Genomic DNA, 20,076 nt, shown 5'->3' with positions numbered 1-20,076 from the left:
CCGCGGGAACGTTTCCGGGGCGTCAGCCGAGCGGAACTAGGTCGGTCTCGCGAGACGTCGGAGGACCCCCGCGTCGAGCCGATGTCCGCCCGCGTAGCTGTGGGCCGTGAACGCGATCCCTGCCTCCCGAAGCCTCTCCTCGTGGGCCGCGATGGCGTCGGAATCGAAGAACTCGTCCCGGTCGCCCGCGACGAGCTGGAGATCGGCGCCCGAGAGCGCGGCCCCATGCGCGGCCAGGTCCAGGTCGGGCGGAACCGTCGAGCCCCAGAGCACCGCGCGGTCGATGCGCGCGCGACCGAACGCCAGCCAGCGGCAGAGCGTGTGGACGCCCTGCGAGAAGCCGAGGCCGACGATCCGCACGGGCTTCGACCCGCCCCTCCTCGGTCGCGACTCCTCGGCGAGGATGTGCGCGTGGAGCCGGTCGAGGTAGGCGACGTAGTCCTCGATATCCGTGATCCGGTCTTCGCTCGTCATCCACGAGGCACCGATCCGGCGCGCCGCGTGGTCGATGTACTGTCGGTGCAGGCCCTCCGCGGCGACCACGCAACGACTCCCGGTGTGGATCGGCTGGAAGTAGCGGAGGAATCGATGCGCGAGCTGGTTGTAGCCGTGGAGGACGAACCAGACTTCTGTCATCGGCCGCTCCGGCGGCTCCAGAACCGCGTACCTCACCCGCCGTTCGATCGTCATGTGTCGGGGTTCGATCGACACCACGCCTCCCGGGTTTGAAGGGGTGATAGATTGCCATCCCCGGGGCGACCGGGCCACGGCCGTCAACCGGACGGCCTCCGGCACGGCCCCCAGAACGATCGTGCGACAACCATGGCTTCCGAGTTCGTGTATCGACGACGAGTCGAGTTCGCGGATACCGATACCGCGAACCTGATCCACTTCACGGCGCTCCTGAAGTTCATGGAGGAGGCCGAGCACGCGTTCTACCGGTCGCTGTCGCTGGATTTCGTCGGCTTCCGCTGGACCGAGGACTCGGTGTTCGGGATGCCGCGCGTCTCCGTCTCGTGCGACTATCTGGGCGCGGTCCGGTACGGCGATGAGGTCGACGTACGGCTTCGGGTCCGAGAGGTGCGCCGCAAGGCGATCCGCTACGCTGCCGAGTTCACGATCGAACGCTCCGGAGAAAGAGAGGTCGTGGCCCGCAGCGACTGGACCGTCGTCTGCGCCCGCCGCGACCACGGCAGCCTCGACTGGCGCGGTGTCGAGATTCCGGGTCCGCTCAGGGCCCAACTCCAAACGATGTCCGAACGCGATTCGTGAGGCGGCTCGGCAGCTTCGCGCTGTTTGTGGTCGTTACCTGGGCGTGCGTCCCGGGAGGTCCTGGCGGAAGGCCCGAGGGGTTCCGACACCTCGTACGCCGTCCGAGGGCGTGCCGACGTGGCTCGGGGGCACGCTGGGGAACGGCTACGCAGGCGCGGTTCGCGAACTGGATGTCGCGCTACGAGCCGATCCATCCCTGACGCTGGACTCACTGCTCGACGCGGCGTCACCTAATCGGCTGTTCTACCCTGCGGCTGCCGTGATCGCCGATCTGTCCTACGACCGCGGAGGAACCGACCACCTGGAGCGCCTGTTCAGTGCAGGTTCGACTCCGGCGGACCTTCGAGCGTTTCTATCGCCGCCACGGCGCCCCCGCAGCCTTCCAGCCATTCACCGGCTGTGAGAGCGCGGTCGACCGGGAGGCGTTCGAGTTCGGTGCCGGGAGATAGAACGACGCGACACCGTTCAGGATCGCGCCGACGTCGGCATCATTCAGGTTCATCAGGATGACGATCGTCAGCCCCTCGTCCACGAACCGCGCCATCGTCGAACGCGCCCCGGGCATCCCCCCGTGGTGAAAGACCATCCGGTGACCGCGCACGTCGGCGATCTGCCAGCCAAAGCCGTAGGGGTGGGAAGTCCCGTCGCTGAGCGTGACCGGCGTCCACATCTGCCGGCGCGAGGAGGCCGTCAGGACGCGATCCGCGTACAGCATGGCGTCCCAGGCCGCGAGATCGAGCACCGTGGAGAGAAAAGCGCCGCTGGGCCGTAACGCCTGCACGTGGGGAGCGTCTCGCAGTTCGTCGTTGTCGACGTAGCCCTGAGCGAGGTCAAGTACGCGTTCCGTCGTATTCGTCGGCCATGTCGCACGCATGCCGGAAGGCGTGAACACCTCGGCCTGCAGGAACTCCGTCCACGGGCGCCCGGACACCACGCGGATGATCTCGGCGAGCATGAAGTACCCGAGATTCGAGTACTCCCATTTCTCCCCCGGCATGAAGCGCAACGGCGAATCGCGTGCCGAACGAATGACGTCCGCGTCAGACTGCGCCCGTGAGTACGTGAACCCGGGCGCCTCGCGTACGAGGCCTGCCGTGTGAGTAAGGAGGTGCCGAATCGTGATCCCCTCCCACGCCGTCGGCGCGTCGCCTAGGTATGGGCCAATGGAATCTTCGAGGCCGAGCCGACGATCGGCCAGCCCGTAGCCCGCCGCCTTTACGTTCTCCCCGTGCCGCACCACGGCGAGGGAGAGGCCCGGAATATTCTGGCGCTCCATCTCCCCACGGATGAAATCGTCGACCTCATCCGCCGGTCCTGCCTGGACCAGACCGAGCACCAGCCCCACACCGATGCAACGGACGCGGCGGCTGGCAGGTCCGCGCCGTATCATTCGTCCGTAGCGAGCACGGTGGCTCCGGCTGCCTCCGCGGCCCGCGCGAGCTTGCGGTCAAGCGTTGCCAAAGGACGGTTTTCGCGCAGGGCCAACTCCAGATAGAGGGCGTCGTAGACGGTCAGCTCGTGCTCTCGCGCGAGCCGAAGGACCATGGGTCCGTGGAGCTTGTGATCCAGCCGAACAGGGAGCGCATCCAGAGCCGCGAGGGCCGCGTCCGTGATCGCGGGCGTCGTACGGCCTCTTCGCTCCGCGATCAGCTGGGCGTTACGCAATTCCGCCCACCAGAGCTGCGGGGCCACGCCGCCGGCGACCCTGAGCCGTTCGAGCGCGAACTCCGCGATGGCCGAGGACTCATCCATCATCACCCAGGCCATGGCGGTGGAACAGTCGATGACGGCCGACCTCACCGGCGGCCTTCATCCCGAAAGGCGAGAATCTCCGCGACCGAGAGGGTGCCGTGTCGGTCACGCAACGCCCTCAGCCTCGCGATCGCGGCGTCCACCGCCTGCCGATCCAGGGTGTCCGGAGGTACGAGCTTCGCCACCGGACGTCCCCGTTTCGTGATCAGCACGCTCTCGCCCGCCGAAACAGCGTCGAGGAGCGCGGAGAGGTGCGTCTTCGCTTCGAAGGTGCCGACTTCGCGCATGCCTGCCTCCCGCCACAGGTTCTAACTAGTCAACAATCTAGTTAGATATACTCTTTCGCGTCAATCCCAGGGTCGGCCGCGGCGTCGAGCACGGTCACGACGTGGCGGCCGCGGGCGTCGGCGAGGTCGGAGACCTGATGTCGGCAGCTCGTGCCGTTGGCCACCAGCCACTCGTCGGCCCCGAGGGCACGAACCGCCGGGAGGAGTTCGAGTTCGGCGACGCGCCGGGAGATATCCGCGTGTTCCGACTCGTAGCCGAACGAGCCCGCCATGCCGCAGCACCCGGCGGGGATCGGTTCGACCTCCAGATCCGGGATCGCACGCAGGACGTCCAGCGTCGGCCCGTCCGCGCCGAAGGCCTTCTCGTGGCAGTGGCCGTGGACGCGGACGCGTCCGACGGGCAGGGGGGCGAGATCCAGCCGCCCAAGCGCCCCCTCCTCGAGGAGCCATTCCGTGAGCAGCCGGACGCGGTCGGCGACGGCGGCGGCTTCGGGACCCGGATCCAGCGCGGGAAGTTCGTCCCGCAGCGTGAGCAGGCAGGACGGTTCGATCCCGACCACCGGGATGCCTCGCGCGATGAGCCGGTTCAGCGCGCGGACGGTGCGGTCGAGCTCGACACGCGCCTCCTCGACCAGGCCTGCGTTGAGGAACGTGCGGCCGCAGCACAGCGGCCGGCCCGCGGTGGACGCTTCCTCCACGCGATAGCCCGCGCGCGAGAGTACGCGGACTGCGGCGTGGCCGTTCTCGGGCTCGAAGTAACGCGTGAACGTGTCGACGAAGAGGGCGACCCGTCCCCGCGGCGGCGATCGGACTTCGACTGTGTGCGAGCGTGACGGCCCCGCGAACGGTCGCGAGGACCAGCGCGGCAGCGGGCGGTCCGCCGCCAGGCCCAGCAGCCGCTCCCCGAATTGCGCCAGGGCGGGGACCCGGTTCCGGAGGTTGACGAGCGGGGCGACGCGTGAAGCCAGCGGCGCGTAGCGGGGGAGCCAGGCGAGCGCCCGGTCGCGCGGGGAGAGCGGCCGTTCGGCGCGCAGGCGGTGCAGGAACTCGATCTTCATGCGCGCCATGTCGACGCCCGTCGGACACTCGCGCCGGCAGCCCTTGCAGCCGAGACACAGGTCCATCGCGTCGTAAAGTTCCGGCGACGTCCACGGATCTTCTCCCAGCTGTCCCGAGAGCGCCAGCCGCAGAGCGTTCGCCCGGCCTCGCGTGGAATGCCGTTCGTCGCTGGTGGCGCGGAAAGACGGGCACATCACCCCGGGGCTCCGCTTCAGGCAGGTACCGTTGTTGTTGCACATGTCGACGGCCCGCGAGAAGCCGCCCCACTTCTCCCAGTCGAGCGTCGCAGGCAGCTTCCGGGCCTCCAGCCCGTAGCGGGCCCGGAGCAGTGACGCGTCGTTCATGCGGGGCGGGTCGACGATCTTGCCGGGGTTCAGGCGGTCGTCCGGGTCGAAGCGGCGCTTGATCTCTCCGAAGGCGGAGACGAGACGCGTCCCCAGCATCGGCTCGAGGAACTCCGACCGGATCCAGCCGTCGCCGTGCTCGCCGGAATGCGAGCCTCCGAGTTCGCCCGCGAGTGCGAAGGCGTCGCCTGCGATCGCGCGGAGGCGCTCCACATCGTCCCCGTCCCGCAGGTCGAGCGCCGGCCGGACGTGGAGGCAGCCGACGGAAGCGTGCGCGTACCATACCGCGTGGGTCGCGTGGCGCTCGATGACGTCCGTCAGTCGACGGTACCACTCCGGCAGACGTTCGAGCGGGATCGCGCAGTCCTCGATAAAGGCGAGCGGTTTGCGCGCGGCGGGCTGCGACATGGAAATGCTCAGTCCCGCCTTGCGCAGCGCCCAGATCCGTCCCTGGAGGGTAGGGGACTCGGCGCGGGCGATCCCCGCCGCGACGCCCCCCATTGCCGACTCAAGGGCCGAGAGTGACGCGGAGACGCGGTCCGGATCGTCGTCGGCGAACTCGACCACGAGGATGTCGCGCGGCCGGCGGTGACCGTCGCCGCCAAGCTGTCGGAGGACTCTCTCGAAACTCGGGATCTGCGCGGCCAGCCCGAGTACCGTCGCGTCGACCAGCTCCACCGCCGTCGGCTCGAGCGCGACGATCGCCGGAACCGCCGCCAGCGCCTCACCGGTCCCCTCGAAGCGACACACACCGAGCGAGCGCACGGCGGGGATGGGCTGAAGGTCGAGTTCGAGTGCGGTGAAGACGGCGAGCGTCCCCTCCGAGCCCACAAGGAGGTCCGAGAGGCCGGCGCCCCGTCGCCCGAGCCGGTGCAGCGCGTAGCCCGCCACATGCCGGGGCACGTCGGGGATGCGCCGCGCCAACTCGTCCGCCTCGCGCGCGTAGAGCGCCAGCATGTCGGCTCCCAGGCTGTCCCCGGGTTCCCGGCCCGGCGCGGCGTCGCGGCCGAACTCGGCGCGGCGCCCGTCGGCGAGCACGGCCTCGATGCCGCGCACATGCTCGACCATGTGGCCGTACCGCACCGACCGCGCGCCCGCGCTGTTGTTGCCCGCCATGCCCCCGAGGGTGGCACGGCTCGACGTCGCCACGTCGATCGGGAAGAAGAGCCCGTGCGGCCGCAGGAACGCGTTCAGCCGGTCCAGCACGACGCCCGGCTCGACGACCACCCGCCGCGCGACCGGATCGAAGTCGAGCACCCCGTTCAGTCCCCGGCTCGTATCGAGGATCAGCCCCCGCCCGATCGACTGCCCGCTCTGCGACGTCCCCGCCCCTCGCACGACGACCGAAGCGTCGTGCTCGCCCGCGAGTTCGACCGTCCGCCGCACGTCCCCCGCCGACGACGGGAACACGACCCCCAGCGGTTCCACCTGATAGATGGAGGCGTCCGTGCTGTAGAGCCCCCGCGTGAAGCGGTCGAACCGGACCTCGCCGCCGACGCCCGCGCGGAGTCGCGCTTCGAGTCGGGGCCGGGGCCGTTGCATACCGGCGCGGTCGTGAGAGATTGGGCGGGTCACGAGCCAAGTTGTATCGGCGGAAGCCCCGACCTGACAAGAGCAGACCACCTTGACCTACCGCAGCGGCAGGCACTTCCTCCAGCTTCCGGGTCCCACCCAGGTGCCCGGGCGCGTCTTCCGCGCCATGAACCGGGCCGTGATCGACCACCGCGGACCCGAGTTCGGGCGCATGACACTCGGCTTGTTCGAGGGACTGAAGTGGGTGTTCGGCGACCCCGCGCACGTCTTCATCTTCCCCTCCTCCGCCAGCGGCTGCTGGGAGGCGGCCCTCGTCAACACTCTCTCCCCCGGCGACCGCGTCCTCCTGTTCGAGAACGGGTTCTTCGCCGCCAAGTGGGGGAGCTTCGCCCGCGCGCTGGGACTCGAGGTCGAGGTGATGGCGGGTGACTGGCGGCGTCCCGTCGACCCCGCCCGCATCGCCGCGCGCCTGGCGGAGGACACGGAGCGCGAGATCCAGGCTGTGCTCGTCGTCCACAACGAGACCTCCACCGGCGTCACCAGCGACATCGCCGCCCTGCGCGCCGCCCTCGACGCGCACGATCACCCCGCGCTTCTCATGGTCGATGCCGTGTCCTCGCTCGCCGCGGCCCCCTACCGGCAGGCGGAGTGGGGAGTGGACGTCACCGTGAGCGGATCCCAGAAGGGACTCATGCTCCCCCCCGGACTGGGGTTTTGCGCCGTGAGCGAGAAGGCGCTCGACCGTCATCGAGCGGGCGCGACGAGCCCCCGCGCCGCCAGCCCCCGCGCGTACTTCGACTGGACGGAAATGTCGAGGGACAACGAGGGCGGCTACTTCCCCTACACGCCGCCCACCACGCTTCTGTACGGTCTCGAGGCGTCGCTCGCGATGCTGCGGGAAGAGGGAGCGGACGCCACGTTCGCCCGGCACGCGCGCCTGGCCGAAGCCACGAGAAGAGCCGTCGCCGGTTGGGGCCTCCGCAACTACTGTCAGGATCCGAAGGCGGTGTCGAGCGCCGGGACGACGGTCCTTGTCGGCGAGGGAGAAGATGCCGAGGCGTTCCGGCTCGCGGCGCTGGACCGCTTCGACATGTCGCTGGGGACGGGTCTCGGTCCGCTGAAGGGGAAGGTGTTCCGGATCGGGCACCTCGGAGACCTGAACGAACTCATGCTGATGGGGGCGCTGGCCGGCGTGGAGATGGGACTGAAGACGAGCGGCATCGCGCACGAGCCCGGAGGACTGTCCGCGGCCGCCGACTTCCTGGCGAGCGCATGAAGCGGTCCCCCCGACCCGCCCGGCTCACCCTCGCGTCCCTGGCCGTCGCGCTCGGCTCGGGGTGCGGCGGGGAGGGAGGGGAACCCGGGGTCGTCGAACTCTCGCTGGGACACGTCGGGGCGCCCGGCTCACTCTACGACGTGACGGCGAACGAGTTCGCGCGGCGCGTGAACGAGCGTCTGGCGGGGCGGGCCGAACTCCACGTATACGGCGCCAGCCAGTTGGGCGGCGACGACGCGATGCTTCAGCGGCTGCGGCTCGGAACGCTCGACATGTCCATCCCCTCGACCATCATGTCCTCCATGGTCGACGCGTTCGGCCTGTTCGAGATGCCGTATCTCGTCCACGACCGCGAGCACATGAAGCGGATCGAGGAGGCCGTGGTGTGGCCCGACCTTGCCCCGAGGGCGGAGGCGGCGGGATACCGGATCCTCGCGGTATGGGAGAACGGATTCCGTCACATCACCAACTCCCGCCGGCCGATTCGGGGCCCGGAAGACCTGCGCGGGATCAAGCTCCGGACGCCGCGCGGCGTATGGCGGGTGAAGCTGTTTCAGGCGCTCGGGGCCAACCCGGCGCCGATGCCGTTCTCCGAGGTCTTCGTGGCGCTCCAGACGGGGGTGATGGACGGACAGGAGAACCCGCTTACGCAGGTGACGAGCGCCAAGCTGCACGAAGTCCAGGACTATCTCTCCCTCACCGGGCACGTCTACAGCCCCGCCTTCGTCACGACGGGCGCGGGTCCGTGGGAGCGCCAGCCCGCCGACATCCGGGCCGAGGTGGCGGCGATCGCCCGCGAGATGCAGGCCTTCGTCTACGAGACGGCTGCCCGCATGGACGAGGAGTTGCTCGCCCAGCTCGAGGCCACCGAGATGGAGATCAACGAGGCCGACCCCGCCCGTTTCGAGACCGCCAGCGAGCCGATATACGAAGAGTTCGCGGCGAGCGTCTCGGGCGGACAGGCGCTCATCGACAAGGCGCGCGAGGCCGGGACCCCGTAGTGAAGACGGGCGTCCGCCGGTTCCTCGAGGGGGCGGTGCTCGTGCTGCTCGCCGCGCTGGCCGTGGTCGTCGTGGTCGGCGTCGGGTTCCGCAAGGCCGGGGCCGCGCTCGTGTGGTACGACGAGGTCGCCTCCATCCTGCTCGCCTGGCTCACCTACTACGGGGCCGCGCTCGCCGCCCTGCGCCGGGCGCACATCGGCGTGCCTACGCTGGCGCAGCGGCTCACGGGCCGCGTCCGCCTCGCCGTCGTGCTTGCGGCCGAGACCGCGGTCATCGGGTTCTTCGCCGCCGTCGCCTGGGCCGGGTGGCAGGTCGTGCGGGTACTCGAGGGCACGTCGCTCGTGAGCCTGCCCTCCGTGCCGGCCGCGCTCGCGCAGTCCGTGATCCCCATCGGGGCCGTCCTGTTCATCGTCGCGCAGCTTCTGGGGCTTAGAGACGCGCTCGCCGCGGAGGGTGCGCGCTCCGCGGACGCCCCGCCGGCAGGGGAGGGCGAGCCGTGACGCTCCTCGTCCTCTTCGTGGGGCTGCTGCTCCTGATCGCTGTCGGCATCCCCATCGCGGTCGCACTCGGCATCGTCGCGCTCGTGGCCATGCTCGGCTCGGGCGGGGTCGCCATGCTCCCCAACGCCGGACTCGTGCTGTTTACCGGCGCGACCTCGTTCCCGCTCATCGCGATCCCGCTCTTCATCCTCGCGGGCGCGATCATGAACGCGACCGGGATCTCGCGCCGGCTCATCGCCTTCGCCTCCGCGCTCGTCGGGTTCATCCGCGGCGGCCTCTCGATGGTCGGCATCTCCGCGTCGCTCTTCTTCGCCGAGATCTCGGGCTCCGCCGTGGCCGATGTCGCCGCGCTCGGCTCGATCCTCATCCCCGCCATGAAGAAACGCGGCTACTCGACGCCCTTCGCCGCGGCCGTGATGTCGTCGTCGGCCACGCTCGCCGTCATCATCCCCCCGTCCATTCCCATGATCCTGTACGGCGTCATGGCCGAGGCCTCGGTCGTCGAGCTGTTCGTCGCCGGCATCGTGCCCGGGGTGCTGGGCGGGCTCCTCCTCATGTTCGTGGCCTGGCTCTATGCCCGGCGCCACGACTTCCCCGTGGAGGGAAGGTTCGAACTCCGCCGCGTGTGGACGACGTTCCGCGACGCGGGCTGGGCCCTCCTCCTGCCCGCGATCATCCTCGGCGGCATCTTCAGCGGCTGGGTGACGGCCACCGAGGGGGCAGGGCTCGCCGTGGTCGCGGCGCTCGTCGTGGGCGGGCTGATCTACCGCGAACTCGACCTCGCCCAACTGCGCGAGGCGATGCTCGAGGGCGGCGTCCAGACCGCCGTCGTCATGCTCCTCGTCGCCACCTCCGCCCTGCTCGGCGACTACCTCACGGAACAGCGGCTCCCGCAGCAGGTCGCCGCCGGGATCATGGACCTGACCTCGAACAAATGGCTCATCCTGGCGCTGCTCAACGTCTTCTTTCTCGTGATCGGACTCTTCCTGCACTCGGCGGCCGCGATCATCCTCGTCGTCCCCATCGTGATGCCGCTCGTGCGGGCCGCCGGCATCGATCCGGTGCACTTCGGACTCATCGTCACCCTGAACCTCGGCATCGGACAGCAGACGCCGCCGGTGGCGAGCGTGCTCGTGACCGCCTGCTCCGTCGCCAAGGCCGACATCTGGGAGGTGAGCAAGGTCAACGTCCGCTTCATCGCGGTTCTCGTCGCCGTGCTGCTCCTCGTGACGTACGTGCCGGCGATCCCCCTCGCGCTGGTGAACGTCTTCTACCACTGATGTGACCTTCGGGGCCTGTCGGCATGTTGGAATTGATGTTCCACGACATGTGGATATTGTAATGGTTACGCCACCTGCCTAACTGTCTTGCCACGGCGACCCATGAGCAACGAAGCCCGTAGACCCGTCGGTCAGGCCTGGCTCGTCCGCCACTTCGATCTGGCGGTGCCGAGGCCAGCCGTTCAGAGCTACGTCGTCGCGGGTGCCCGGCGAACCGAGACGGACGGCCGTCGAACCACGGAACCCTACCCGGTGCGGTACGCGACGGAGGACTCGATCGTGCGGCACCTCCGCTTCGCACTGCGCCACGAGGCTTTCGACCTCGGTGTCCTGATCGCTGCCCTCCGCGAGATCGACCCGGCGGTACTCGAAGCCTGGGTGCGGGCGCAACCGACGGGCGCCTTCAGCCGGCGGGCGTGGTTCCTCTACGAGACCTTTACCGGCCGTCCATCCCTTTGAAGACGGCAACGGGCGCATCCACCGCTTCCTCATGCACCACGTCCTGGCCCGGCGTGAATACGGCCCCCCGGGCACCATCCTCCCGGTCTCCGCCGCAATCCTGCGCGACCGACACGGCTACGACGATGTCCTCTCCGGCTTCTCCCGGCCTCTGCTGGACCTGATACGCTGGGAATGGTCGGGGCGGGGCGGCGGCACGCCGGGTCGGGAGATGGTCGTCAAGAACGAAAGCGCCAACCTCTACCGCTATTTCGACGCCACCCCGTTCGCGGAGTACCTCTACGGCCGGGTGGCCGACTCGGTGCGCCGCGACCTGAAGGAGGAACTCGGGTTCGTGGCGGTCTTCGAGAGCGCCTTCAAGGGTGTCCAGGAGATCGTGGACATGCCCGACCGGCGTGCGTCGCTGCTCGTACGCTTGTGCATGCAGAACGGCGGACGGCTCGCGGCGAGGAAACGCGGGAGCTTCGCCGAACTGACCGATGACGAGGTCCGCGCGATGGAAGCGGCGGTCCAGGAGGCAATGGCCGCGGCAGGGTCCGCCTGACTGGACTGTACAAGTACGTCCTGCGTGAGCTTTCGCCCAGGCCGGGCCTATCAGAGATTGAGGGGCCATCTCCACGCGCGCACAAGGATAGTCCATGGGCGACAAGCCAGGACGACCTCGATCTGTCCGCCCCTGTGGCCTGAAGCGCCGGACACCGCGCCCGGTCCCGATGACGGCGCTGGCCGCGCTGATCCTCGCCGCCAACGCCGATCCCGCCGCGGCGTTGCAAGCCGAGCCGCAGCAGGAGGAACGCTGCGGCGACCGGGCCTCGCTCCATGTAGCTGTCCGGGACGACTCCGGGCTGATTGCGATGTCCAGCGCGACGGTGGTGCTGCGCTGGACGGACGCCGACCGGAGACCGGTCCGGGAGGCCGTCGATTCGGATGGGCGTCTTGTCCTCTGCGTTCCGCGGGACGCGGGGCGGGCCACCCTGTGGGCGGAGTTCGGCGACGCTTCGAGCGAGGAAGAGCACGTGATCCTCGTCGCGGGGTACGTCCACGCCGTGGAACTGCGGCTCCTGTTCGGGCAGATCAGGACGGGGCGGCTCATCGGCCAGGTCCGGGATGCGCGGACCAACCGGCCCGTGGCGGCGGCCGAGGTCTCCGTCGCCGACCGTGAAGAGGCGGTCGAGACCAACCGGCGAGGCCATTTCATCCTCAGCGGGCTGCCCGTCGGAGCCTACGCTCTCTCGGTCCGGCACCTCGGATACGCTCCGCTGACGCACCCCGTCCGGGTGACCCAGGGTCTCACCACAGAAATCGAGATCGGCCTCACTCCGGACCCCATCGAGCTCGAGCCGCTCGTGGCGACGACCGCGAGACCACGTCGCCTGGAGTTGAAGGGCTTCTACGAGCGCAAGTACTGGGCTGAGCTGAGCGGCGGCGGCACGATCTTCACCGCTGCGGACATAGAACGCCGGAGTCCGCTCCGGATCACGCACATGATCGCGGAGGCCCCGGGGGTCAGGCTCGGGGGCTGCAACATGCGCGGACACGGCTGCAAGCTGTACAGCACCAGGTCTTCGATCGGCGGTTCGGACGGCGGTTGCGAGATGAACGTGTACCTGGACGGCCTCGCGGTCGTTCGGGGGAGCAGCCGCTTCCGGAGCTCGGCCTCAACCCGCTCCTACGATCTCAGCCGGTTGGGTTCCGAATTCGCGGGTCAATCGATCAACGACTTCGTACTGCCCGTCGAAATCGCCGGCGTCGAAGTCTACAAGGGCCTGGCGAGCCTTCCCGCCGAGTTCGGAGGACACGCGAACCGATGCGGCATCGTCCTGGTGTGGACGAAGTGATGTTCCCGGAGGCGTCGCAATTCGCCTCGGCCCGACGGGGTCCGCCGCCCATGTGACGTGCGTTCCACGGGCGGCGTCAATGATACAGCCCGTGGCTCGCAACTGAGCCCCCCTCTCGCGGCAAGGAGAAGGAGTGTATCGAGCCCTCTACCCGTACGGCGTGCCGCGCTTTGCGCCGCGCTGGCTGCTGATGTCGGCCCTGGCAGCGCTGCACGTGGCCGTCAGTCCCGATGCTGCAGCGGCATTGCAGGAGCGGGACTGCGGCGATCGAGCCTCCCTTGCCATCGCCATCCGCGACGAGTCCGGGCTGGTTCCGATGCCCGGCGCCACGGTGGTGCTGCGTTGGACCGACGCAGTGCGGAGGCCCGTGCGCAAAGCGGCCGACTCCGAGGGGCGGCTCCTCCTCTGCGTCCCCAGGGACGCCCGGCAGGCCACGCTGTGGGCCGAGTTCGGTGACGCTTCGAGCGAGGAGGCGCTAGTCACCCTCGACCCGGGGATGGCGCATGAGGTGGAACTCCGCCTCCTGTTCGGGGAGATGAGGACCGGGCGGTTGGTCGGCCTCGTGCGGGATGCCCGGACCCACCGGCCCGTGGCGGCGGCCGAGGTCTCCGTCGCACATCGGGCGGAGGTGACCGGGAGCAACCGGAGGGGCCTCTTCGTTTTGAGCGGGCTACCCGTCGGCGAGCACGAACTGTCCGTCCGGCACCTCGGGTACGCTCCGCTGACTCACCCGGTCACGGTGACCCGGGGCCTCACGACCGAGGTCGAGATCGGGCTGTCGCCGGACCCTGTGGAGCTGGAACCGCTCGTCGCGACGGCGACGAGACCGCGCCGCCTGGAGATCAAGGGTTTCTACGAGCGCAAGTACTGGGGCGAATTGAGCGGCGGCGGCACGTTCTTCACCGCCGAGGACATTGCGCGGCGGAACCCGGTCCGGATCACGCACATGATCGCCGACGCCCCGGGCGTGCGTCTCGCGGGCTGCACCCTCAGGGGATACAGCTGCAAGCTATACAGCTCGAGGGGAGCGACCGGGTTCGCCGGCGGGGGCTGCCTGATGAATGTGTATCTCGACGGCAGCCTGGTCGTTCGGGAGAGCGATCAGCGTTGGTACGGAGGCACCGGATCCATCAACGATTTCGTACTGCCGGTCGAGATCGGAGGCATCGAGGTGTACCGGGGCGCGGGGTCGCTCCCGGCCGAGTTCTCCGGCTCCGATTCCCGCTGCGGCGCCATCGTGATCTGGACCAGGTAGCCTTCTCCCCACAAGGTCCGACGCCGTAGCGCTGGCGACTCGAGGGTCGGACGCTGGGTGCCGACTACGAGCTCGTATGCGCCCTCAGGCTCCGATCCGTCGAGCCCCCGATTGATGTGCAACCGGCCGTCGCTCCGTCTCGGGCACGCTGCGCCTCCGTTCTCGAGCGGCCATCCTTACGCAACGGCAATCGGCGCCGTAGTCGTGCGAGCGAGTTTCTCGCAACCGTCGTCCCCCGTAACTGCCTACCAAGGTGAGACTTACCGGAGACGCTGCCCTTGGAGATCGTCCGCTCCAGCACGAGTCGGCGATCGGCTCGCGTGAAGTTTCGCCAACTCGTGGCATATAGAGAGTAGAGGGGCATGCCGGATCGTGCGAAGCCGATGCCTCGTTGCCCTGACCGACTTCCCTCACGAGGAGGTAACTCGCCAAGTGCGGATGGCTACCGAGGCACGACGGGCATTTGCAGGAGCAAGAGCTGTACGAGGCCCCGTGGCTGTGCCTGCTAATCGTTGGACCCGGGGATTCGCGCCGTTCCGGGCCGAGTTCAAGGTTGCGGCGCGATCGTAGTCAGGACGAAATAGCGTGCCAGCGTCTTCCCGGGAGCGGCGATTGGCCCGTAACGCGGCACGCGGTGACCAGGAGGCGCTACGCTACCTCTACGAGACCTATTCGGAGCAGTTGTTCGCCGTCGCGTATCGTTTGACCGAGTCATCGGCTGATGCCCGCGATGTCCTGCACGATGTGTTCTGTCGACTTCCCGATACGCTTCGGAGCTTCGATCGGAAGAAGCCGCTCGGGCCCTGGCTTTGCACTGTCACGACGCGCGCCGCGCTCGAGCAGCTCCGGAAGGAACGCAGGCGCGGCGAAGTTCCGCTGCACGATGAGCTTGTGGACGAAGAGCCCTGGACGCTCCCCATCCTGGACTCGATCGAACTGGAACGCGCGCTGTCGTCGCTTCCGGAGAAGCTGCGGACAGTGATCGTTCTCAAGGAACTGGCAGGCTATTCCCACAGGGAGATTGGCGAGATGTTGGGCGTCAACGCTTCAACCCCGGCGGGACGGCTGTACAGGGCGCGGATGGCGCTGCGTGCCGCGCTTGAGCAGTAGGGAGATTCGAGCAGCAGGAGAGATGTAGATGGGATCCGAAACGCACGACGCGCATATCGACTATCCGACGCTGAACCGCTACGCAGACGGCGAGTTGGCGGGACGTTCCCGTGCTGCCGTCCAATCGCACCTTCGATCGTGCGCGGTCTGTCGCAAAGAGGTCCAGTTCATACGCACCTTGGGAAACGCGATTCGCGCCCTGCCGACACCGAGGCCACCGGAACAGCTGTTCGAGGATCTCTTCGGCGAGCAGCCCAGCGACCGGGAGATCCCCGTCCTCCAGGGTCCGTGGGGGGCACCCAGGAAATCCCTCCGTCCGCGATGGCTCTCCCTCGCCGCATGCGGATTGGCGCTCGTCGCGACCGTTCTTCTGCTGACCGTTGGTTCCGACCCGGTCATGGCCGGCTCCAGCACGCTGACGATCGAGCGCGCCGACACCGGGCGGCTGGCCCTCCGCTATCAGACCATCTCCCCGCTGGCGGCGGAAACCAGCGTCCGGGCGCGGATCCGGTACTGGATCCCCGACTCGCTCCGGTTCGCGCAAACAGAGCCGGGGTTCAGCGCGGTCGCGCTCTCCCGCGAGGATCCCGGCACATTCGCGGGAGTCGCCGACCTGCCGCCCGGTACCGTCTACGCGGCCGCCACGGTCGAAGATCTCAGGGGGACCTATCTCGACAGTGATTTCGGTCGGTTCTGGGAGTACCTCGAGACGGATGCGGACGGGCGCCCGACCCTGCAGGCGCGCCGCCACCAGGTTCTGGCGGCCCTCGAGTTCAATGTCCCCAGAGCCGCAGCGCTGGCCCAACGAGCCGCCTCGGAGTTCCCCGAGCAGCCCGAATTCTGGTTCTGGCGCCTCTCGTTCGAAGCTATCGTGCCTCCGGCGCCCTCGTTCGACACGCTGCTCCCGACCCACGCCGCGCGTCTCGACCTGCTCGACCGCGCCGCGCGAGACGGGACTCCGGGGGCCGTGGAGATCGACGCGCTCAGCCGCTACGCCAGACTTCTCGAACGCACCGACCTTGCGGACTACTGGTGGGATGAGCTGCGCGCGCGCTATCCGCGCCATGGCGCTGCCGCTCTGGTCAGCCTGCAGGCAATCGTCCTCTCCCAGACCGCGATCGAAGAGAAACTGGAGGCCCTCGAGCATAGTTGGGCGAGGGTCGGGGCTCCGGCCACCGCGCGACTCGGGCTGCGATACTCGTACGAGTTCGCCGACCCGACCCTCACCGAGGCATGGTTGGGCAGGCACCAGGCCAGTGCTGCGGGTCGGAGCTTGCGCTTCGATACCCAGGTGGCGCGAGATCTGGTCGAAGTGGAGGCACTGTGGCCGCTAGCCGAACACTGGATCATCGACCGCCTTTCCTACAGCCGTGACTGGGTTGGTCCTGCGCGTCCGCTCGATCAGTCGCGTTACACCTTCGAAGCGGAGACGCGCCAGAACCGTGCGCACCTCTACCTCTATCTGTCGCGCATTCGCCTCGACCGCGGCGACCTTGCCGGCGGCGTCAACGCCCTGGAACGGTCCGTTGGAGAGGCCTGGGATCCGCCGGTATTCGTGCGCGCGGCCGAGATCCATCGCTCGGTGGGTTCTGACGTGCGCGCGGCCCAACTGATTTCGCTGGCACAGGTAGATCCAGTGATCCCCTTGGAGCCCTACCTCTCCCCCGGAGACGATGCGACGCCCCGCAGGCCATCTGACACCCAACTGGCCGCGGCGCGGGGCACCATGCGGGAACAGATCGTGGCGGGGCTCCTAGACGAACACGTCAGCCTCAACACGGGCCCGTGGGCTGAAACCGGTGAAGATCTGGTTCTCGACCAAGGGGTCAGCGCCGGCCGCGGCGTGACGCTGGTCCTCTACACCACGCGTCCGAACCTCGTCCCCGATGAGGACTTCGAGCTTCTCAGGCTGAACTCCGAACGACTGGGTTCGGCGGGAATCCGGATCGTGCTCGTAACCCAACAGCCGGATCCGTCGCCGGGCGAAGGTCGAGGGCTCGACCACCAGTTCCATCACGATCCAGACTACAAAGTCTGGGAGGAGCTTGGGGCATGGCGCACTCTGCAATACTTCGTCCTCAATCGTGGCGGCAGGCTTCGCCACCGCGGGGAGGAACTGGAAACTGCTCTCCGCATTTCACTGGTACTCGCCATGTGACACTTCACGTCTCCGCAGTTCAAACGAAGAGGAAAGGAAACCAGCCATGACCAAGAGACGCCTGCTTGCAGCGACCGTGATCGCGCTTGCTTTCTCAACCATTCCGATCACCCGTGACATCGACGCGATTTCGGCCTGGGATTGTCGACGGCATCGTGCACAGCGGACGACTGCGGCTACCCGACGATGATGGATTGTCTCTGTCCTGACCTGCAGATACCGAACCACTGGCCACAATGTGACGATGAGTGACCAATGAGCACTGCATGGCGCCGCTGGGGGGCGTGGTCACTCGCGGCCGCTTCGATCTGCGCGTGCGGCCCTGCGGACGGAGCGAGGGAAACGAGTCGCGAGGCGCAGGGCGCGCTCACCCCCGAGACCGTGTTCTCGGACGATGCGCTGGGATGGATCGTGGACCTCGTGCCGGTCGGCGGCCGGCTCGTCGGGCTCGACGCGTTGCTTGACCCGAGCGTTCATGTCTTCGACCTCGAGAATCTGCGCCGTCTCGGTTCCTACGGCCGCACGGGCGATGGCCCGGGAGAGTTCAAGGATCCGGAGCAGATCGTGCCCGGGGCCCCGAACTCGCCCGACGAGGTGTGGATTCTGGACGGCGTCCATCAGCGCCTGACCCGGTTGTCTCTGGACGAGATTGAAGCCGGCGCTGTGGTCGACCCGCAGACGCTCCCCATGGACGGTCCCAACGCCGGCTCGCTCGTCCGCGTACCGGATGGCCGCTGGTTCGCCGGGGGCTGGATCACGGAAGGCCGGATCGCTCGCTATCACGCCGACCGCAGCTACGATCGCACGATCCTCGGTTTTCCGCCCGACGCGGAAGCGCCCGGAATGACGCTCCTGCAGGCCTACGAGAGCCGGGTCGTGGCCGACCCCGCGGGCCATCGTCTGGCCGCGGCAACGCTCCTCGGGGGGCTGCTGGAGATCTTCGACTACGATGGCGTCCCGACCGCTCGGGCGGCCGTCCCCGACCCCTTCCCGCCCTCGTGGGTACAGGGGCGATCCCGGGGCGGCAGGGCCGTGATGTCGGTGGGTGTCGAGACGCGCTATGGCTTCACGGATCTGGCAGCGACGCGTCGCTATCTGTACGGCCTCTTCTCCGGGGGGAGAGTCATGCAGGACGGCACGCCATGGGCCACCCACGAGGTGCAGGTCTTCACATGGGAAGGCGAGTACGTGAAGACCCTGTACCTGGACAGAACGGCGCAGGCGATCGCCGTGGATGCCTCCGATGCGTGGCTCTACGCCAGCGGACCCGAGCCCAGCCCGTGGGTGGCGCGGTTCCGGCTGCCAGGACCCGAACATGAGTAGGGCGATTTCCTACGCGGGCTGGGTGGACTGGCTCGCGATCGAACTGATCTTCGCCGAACTCCACGAGTCGGCGACGCCGTCTCTGAAGCATGAAATGACGGACACGGTCCGTCGACTCGCTGGAGGCATTGGCGAAGCGGAAGTCGACGCGTTCGCGTCGCAGGTTCCCAACTTCGAACGGGCACTGAGCAGTTTCTCGCTCGAGGAACAGAGCCGCTTCGCTCCTCAGTTGACCATGGCCGTGACCGAACTAGCCCAGCATTTCGTCAACGCTCTGGCTGGCCGGCATTGAAACCGTGGTGCGCGAGGCGCCACCCCCACTGGGCTCCTTCCTTTCCCGGACGGAGTCTGTTTCAACGAGCCGAACGGTCGAACGGGACCACGCTCGCTGTTCGCCGGTCTGGATCTTTGCGGTGTAGTTCGGCGTCGCGCGGCGACAATTGCCTAGGGCCATTGCTTGTCGGCGCGGAACGGGCCGCTGACCACCGCGACGTGCTGCAGACCACTCGCCAAGCCGAGGCCTTCTTTCCGCCGTCCCATCACTCTCTCCGTCGCCCACTTCCTCCGGCCTATGGCACCGGCGCCGTAGGCCGCGAGGATGGCCGCGCACTCCGCGGTAGTAGGAAACCGCTATGATCCTCGTTGTCGCGGACACGTCGCGGACAGCCCGGGAGATATGCCGAGTCGTGGGCCCGGGTGCCCAGGCGGCGGACTCAATCCGGGAGGTCGCCAATTTGGATCGAGCGGTCGAGACGGTGGTGATCGCCTGCCTTGGGCGGGTTCGGCCGGAGCGGATCGACCTATTGGCGAGGCTCGAGCTAGAGCGCCCGTGGACGCCGGTGGTTCTCGTGACGGACCCCGATCCCGAGTTGGCCAGACAGTTGCTTCGCGTGCGCGTGGCGGCGGTGGTTTGGTTTTCCGAGCTGCGGACCCGTCTTCGACTCCGGCTCGATGCCGTGAGTGCGACATGGGGCCTGTGGTGCCTGGCGGGAGCGTTCGAGCGCTCGTCGTTGCCTCCGGCCCTCCGCAAGGCGCTTGTTCATGCGGTGCGGCAAGCCGCCACCCGGCCGGCCCGCAACGCGAGGGAGCTGGCCGAGGCCATCGGGTGCGCGCCCGTCACGCTGTTTCGGCAGTTCGGGGCGCGAGCGGAACGCGCGACCACGCTGAGCGCATTCATCCGTGGTCTCTCGGTTCTCAGGGTCTATGAGCTTCGACGGTCGGGTGCGAGCTGGAAGCACGTAGTTCACCGCACCGAGATTTGCCGGGCGACCATAGCCCGAAGAGTGAGGACATGGCCGGGCTGCACGCTCGCGGAGCTTGAGCGGATGGCCCCAGACCCACTCTTCGCGGCATTCACGGCGGAGCACGTTCGACCCGTACTGCCTTCGTATTCTGGAAATATGTTCGGGGGGGGGCCGACCGTTTCGGACGGAGTATCCACTCTTGACCAGAAGTAGTCGACTTTAGCAAGATTCATACACTATTGCCATAGTTGTAGCCCGCCGCGAAACCCAGTTTACAGTTGAGAGTCGTCGAGTTCGGCTTCCCAACCCGAAAGGAGTGAGCCATGCGGAGGGCCGGGGTCCAAGACCTGCTCAGGTGGTCCGTCGTTGCATGCGCTCTTGTGCC

At 68.2% G+C, this 20,076-nt stretch carries 19 protein-coding genes; 14 read left to right on the top strand and 5 right to left on the bottom strand.

Annotated elements, in window-relative coordinates:
- Positions 1 to 36 precede the first annotated feature (36 nt).
- Positions 37 to 711 (bottom strand): alpha/beta hydrolase, encoded by a 675-nt coding sequence (locus ACN9M6_RS01535; RefSeq protein ID WP_419161154.1) that lies wholly within the window; start codon positions 709 to 711, stop codon positions 37 to 39.
- 111 nt (positions 712 to 822) lie between these two features.
- On the opposite strand from ACN9M6_RS01535, the gene ACN9M6_RS01530 reads away from it, so the two are divergent.
- Positions 823 to 1,272 (top strand): acyl-CoA thioesterase, encoded by a 450-nt coding sequence (locus tag ACN9M6_RS01530; protein ID WP_419161153.1) that lies wholly within the window; start codon positions 823 to 825, stop codon positions 1,270 to 1,272.
- Positions 1,273 to 1,624: 352 nt separating this feature from the next.
- Here the strand turns inward: ACN9M6_RS01530 and ACN9M6_RS01525 are convergent, their stop codons facing one another.
- From ACN9M6_RS01525 to ACN9M6_RS01510, 4 genes are read right to left on the bottom strand one after another with little or no spacing between them, the layout of a single operon-like run.
- Positions 1,625 to 2,608, bottom strand: coding sequence for a serine hydrolase domain-containing protein (locus ACN9M6_RS01525; RefSeq protein WP_419161152.1), 984 nt, complete (start codon positions 2,606 to 2,608; stop codon positions 1,625 to 1,627).
- A gap of 50 nt (positions 2,609 to 2,658) precedes the next feature.
- Complete coding sequence (locus ACN9M6_RS01520; RefSeq protein WP_419161151.1) at positions 2,659 to 3,072, bottom strand: type II toxin-antitoxin system VapC family toxin; 414 nt, start codon at positions 3,070 to 3,072, stop codon at positions 2,659 to 2,661.
- Positions 3,069 to 3,311, bottom strand: coding sequence for a type II toxin-antitoxin system Phd/YefM family antitoxin (locus ACN9M6_RS01515; protein WP_419161150.1), 243 nt, complete (start codon positions 3,309 to 3,311; stop codon positions 3,069 to 3,071). The genes ACN9M6_RS01520 and ACN9M6_RS01515 overlap by 4 nt, the downstream gene beginning before the upstream one ends.
- Before the next feature lie 41 nt (positions 3,312 to 3,352).
- Positions 3,353 to 6,256 carry an FAD-binding and (Fe-S)-binding domain-containing protein gene (locus tag ACN9M6_RS01510; protein WP_419161149.1) on the bottom strand — a complete coding sequence of 968 codons (2,904 nt, stop codon included), beginning with the start codon at positions 6,254 to 6,256 and terminating at the stop codon, positions 3,353 to 3,355.
- Between the two features lie 82 nt (positions 6,257 to 6,338).
- On the opposite strand from ACN9M6_RS01510, the gene ACN9M6_RS01505 reads away from it, so the two are divergent.
- The 13 genes from ACN9M6_RS01505 (at position 6,339) to ACN9M6_RS01445 (ending at position 19,904) form a co-directional block, all read left to right on the top strand.
- Complete coding sequence (locus ACN9M6_RS01505) at positions 6,339 to 7,523, top strand: pyridoxal-phosphate-dependent aminotransferase family protein (RefSeq protein ID WP_419161148.1); 1,185 nt, start codon at positions 6,339 to 6,341, stop codon at positions 7,521 to 7,523.
- Positions 7,520 to 8,524 (top strand): TRAP transporter substrate-binding protein, encoded by a 1,005-nt coding sequence (locus ACN9M6_RS01500; RefSeq protein ID WP_419161147.1) that lies wholly within the window; start codon positions 7,520 to 7,522, stop codon positions 8,522 to 8,524. Before ACN9M6_RS01505 ends, ACN9M6_RS01500 begins: the two co-directional genes overlap by 4 nt.
- The gene (locus ACN9M6_RS01495) at positions 8,524 to 9,024 is read left to right on the top strand and encodes a TRAP transporter small permease (RefSeq protein ID WP_419161146.1); all 501 of its coding nucleotides are present in this window, start codon (positions 8,524 to 8,526) and stop codon (positions 9,022 to 9,024) included. The genes ACN9M6_RS01500 and ACN9M6_RS01495 overlap by 1 nt, the downstream gene beginning before the upstream one ends.
- Positions 9,021 to 10,304 carry a TRAP transporter large permease gene (locus ACN9M6_RS01490; protein ID WP_419161145.1) on the top strand — a complete coding sequence of 428 codons (1,284 nt, stop codon included), beginning with the start codon at positions 9,021 to 9,023 and terminating at the stop codon, positions 10,302 to 10,304. The genes ACN9M6_RS01495 and ACN9M6_RS01490 overlap by 4 nt, the downstream gene beginning before the upstream one ends.
- Positions 10,305 to 10,406: 102 nt before the next feature.
- Positions 10,407 to 10,763: a hypothetical protein gene (locus tag ACN9M6_RS01485; protein ID WP_419161144.1), complete on the top strand. Its 357-nt coding sequence runs from the start codon at positions 10,407 to 10,409 to the stop codon at positions 10,761 to 10,763.
- 31 nt (positions 10,764 to 10,794) lie between these two features.
- On the top strand, positions 10,795 to 11,307 hold the full coding sequence (locus ACN9M6_RS01480) for a hypothetical protein (protein WP_419161143.1): 513 nt from the start codon (positions 10,795 to 10,797) through the stop codon (positions 11,305 to 11,307).
- 169 nt (positions 11,308 to 11,476) lie between these two features.
- Positions 11,477 to 12,601, top strand: a complete 1,125-nt coding sequence (locus tag ACN9M6_RS01475; protein ID WP_419161142.1) for a TonB-dependent receptor — start codon at positions 11,477 to 11,479, stop codon at positions 12,599 to 12,601.
- Positions 12,602 to 12,734: 133 nt separating this feature from the next.
- A complete protein-coding gene (locus tag ACN9M6_RS01470; protein ID WP_419161141.1) occupies positions 12,735 to 13,856 on the top strand; it encodes a carboxypeptidase regulatory-like domain-containing protein in 1,122 nt (373 codons plus the stop codon).
- Between the two features lie 612 nt (positions 13,857 to 14,468).
- The gene (locus ACN9M6_RS01465; protein WP_419161140.1) at positions 14,469 to 14,966 is read left to right on the top strand and encodes an RNA polymerase sigma factor; all 498 of its coding nucleotides are present in this window, start codon (positions 14,469 to 14,471) and stop codon (positions 14,964 to 14,966) included.
- 28 nt (positions 14,967 to 14,994) lie between these two features.
- Positions 14,995 to 17,124 (top strand): zf-HC2 domain-containing protein, encoded by a 2,130-nt coding sequence (locus tag ACN9M6_RS01460; RefSeq protein WP_419161139.1) that lies wholly within the window; start codon positions 14,995 to 14,997, stop codon positions 17,122 to 17,124.
- A gap of 255 nt (positions 17,125 to 17,379) precedes the next feature.
- On the top strand, positions 17,380 to 18,447 hold the full coding sequence (locus ACN9M6_RS01455; protein ID WP_419161138.1) for a BF3164 family lipoprotein: 1,068 nt from the start codon (positions 17,380 to 17,382) through the stop codon (positions 18,445 to 18,447).
- Entirely contained in the window at positions 18,440 to 18,739 is a 300-nt protein-coding gene (locus ACN9M6_RS01450) for a hypothetical protein (protein WP_419161137.1), read from the top strand. The genes ACN9M6_RS01455 and ACN9M6_RS01450 overlap by 8 nt, the downstream gene beginning before the upstream one ends.
- 340 nt (positions 18,740 to 19,079) lie before the next feature.
- Positions 19,080 to 19,904: a hypothetical protein gene (locus ACN9M6_RS01445; protein ID WP_419161136.1), complete on the top strand. Its 825-nt coding sequence runs from the start codon at positions 19,080 to 19,082 to the stop codon at positions 19,902 to 19,904.
- The last annotated feature ends 172 nt before the right edge of the window (positions 19,905 to 20,076 follow it).

Origin of the sequence: Candidatus Palauibacter sp. (assembly GCF_965197445.1) — a bacterium.
Classification (GTDB): domain Bacteria; phylum Gemmatimonadota; class Gemmatimonadetes; order Palauibacterales; family Palauibacteraceae; genus Palauibacter.
This window is presented reverse-complemented; position numbering and strand designations above follow the sequence as displayed.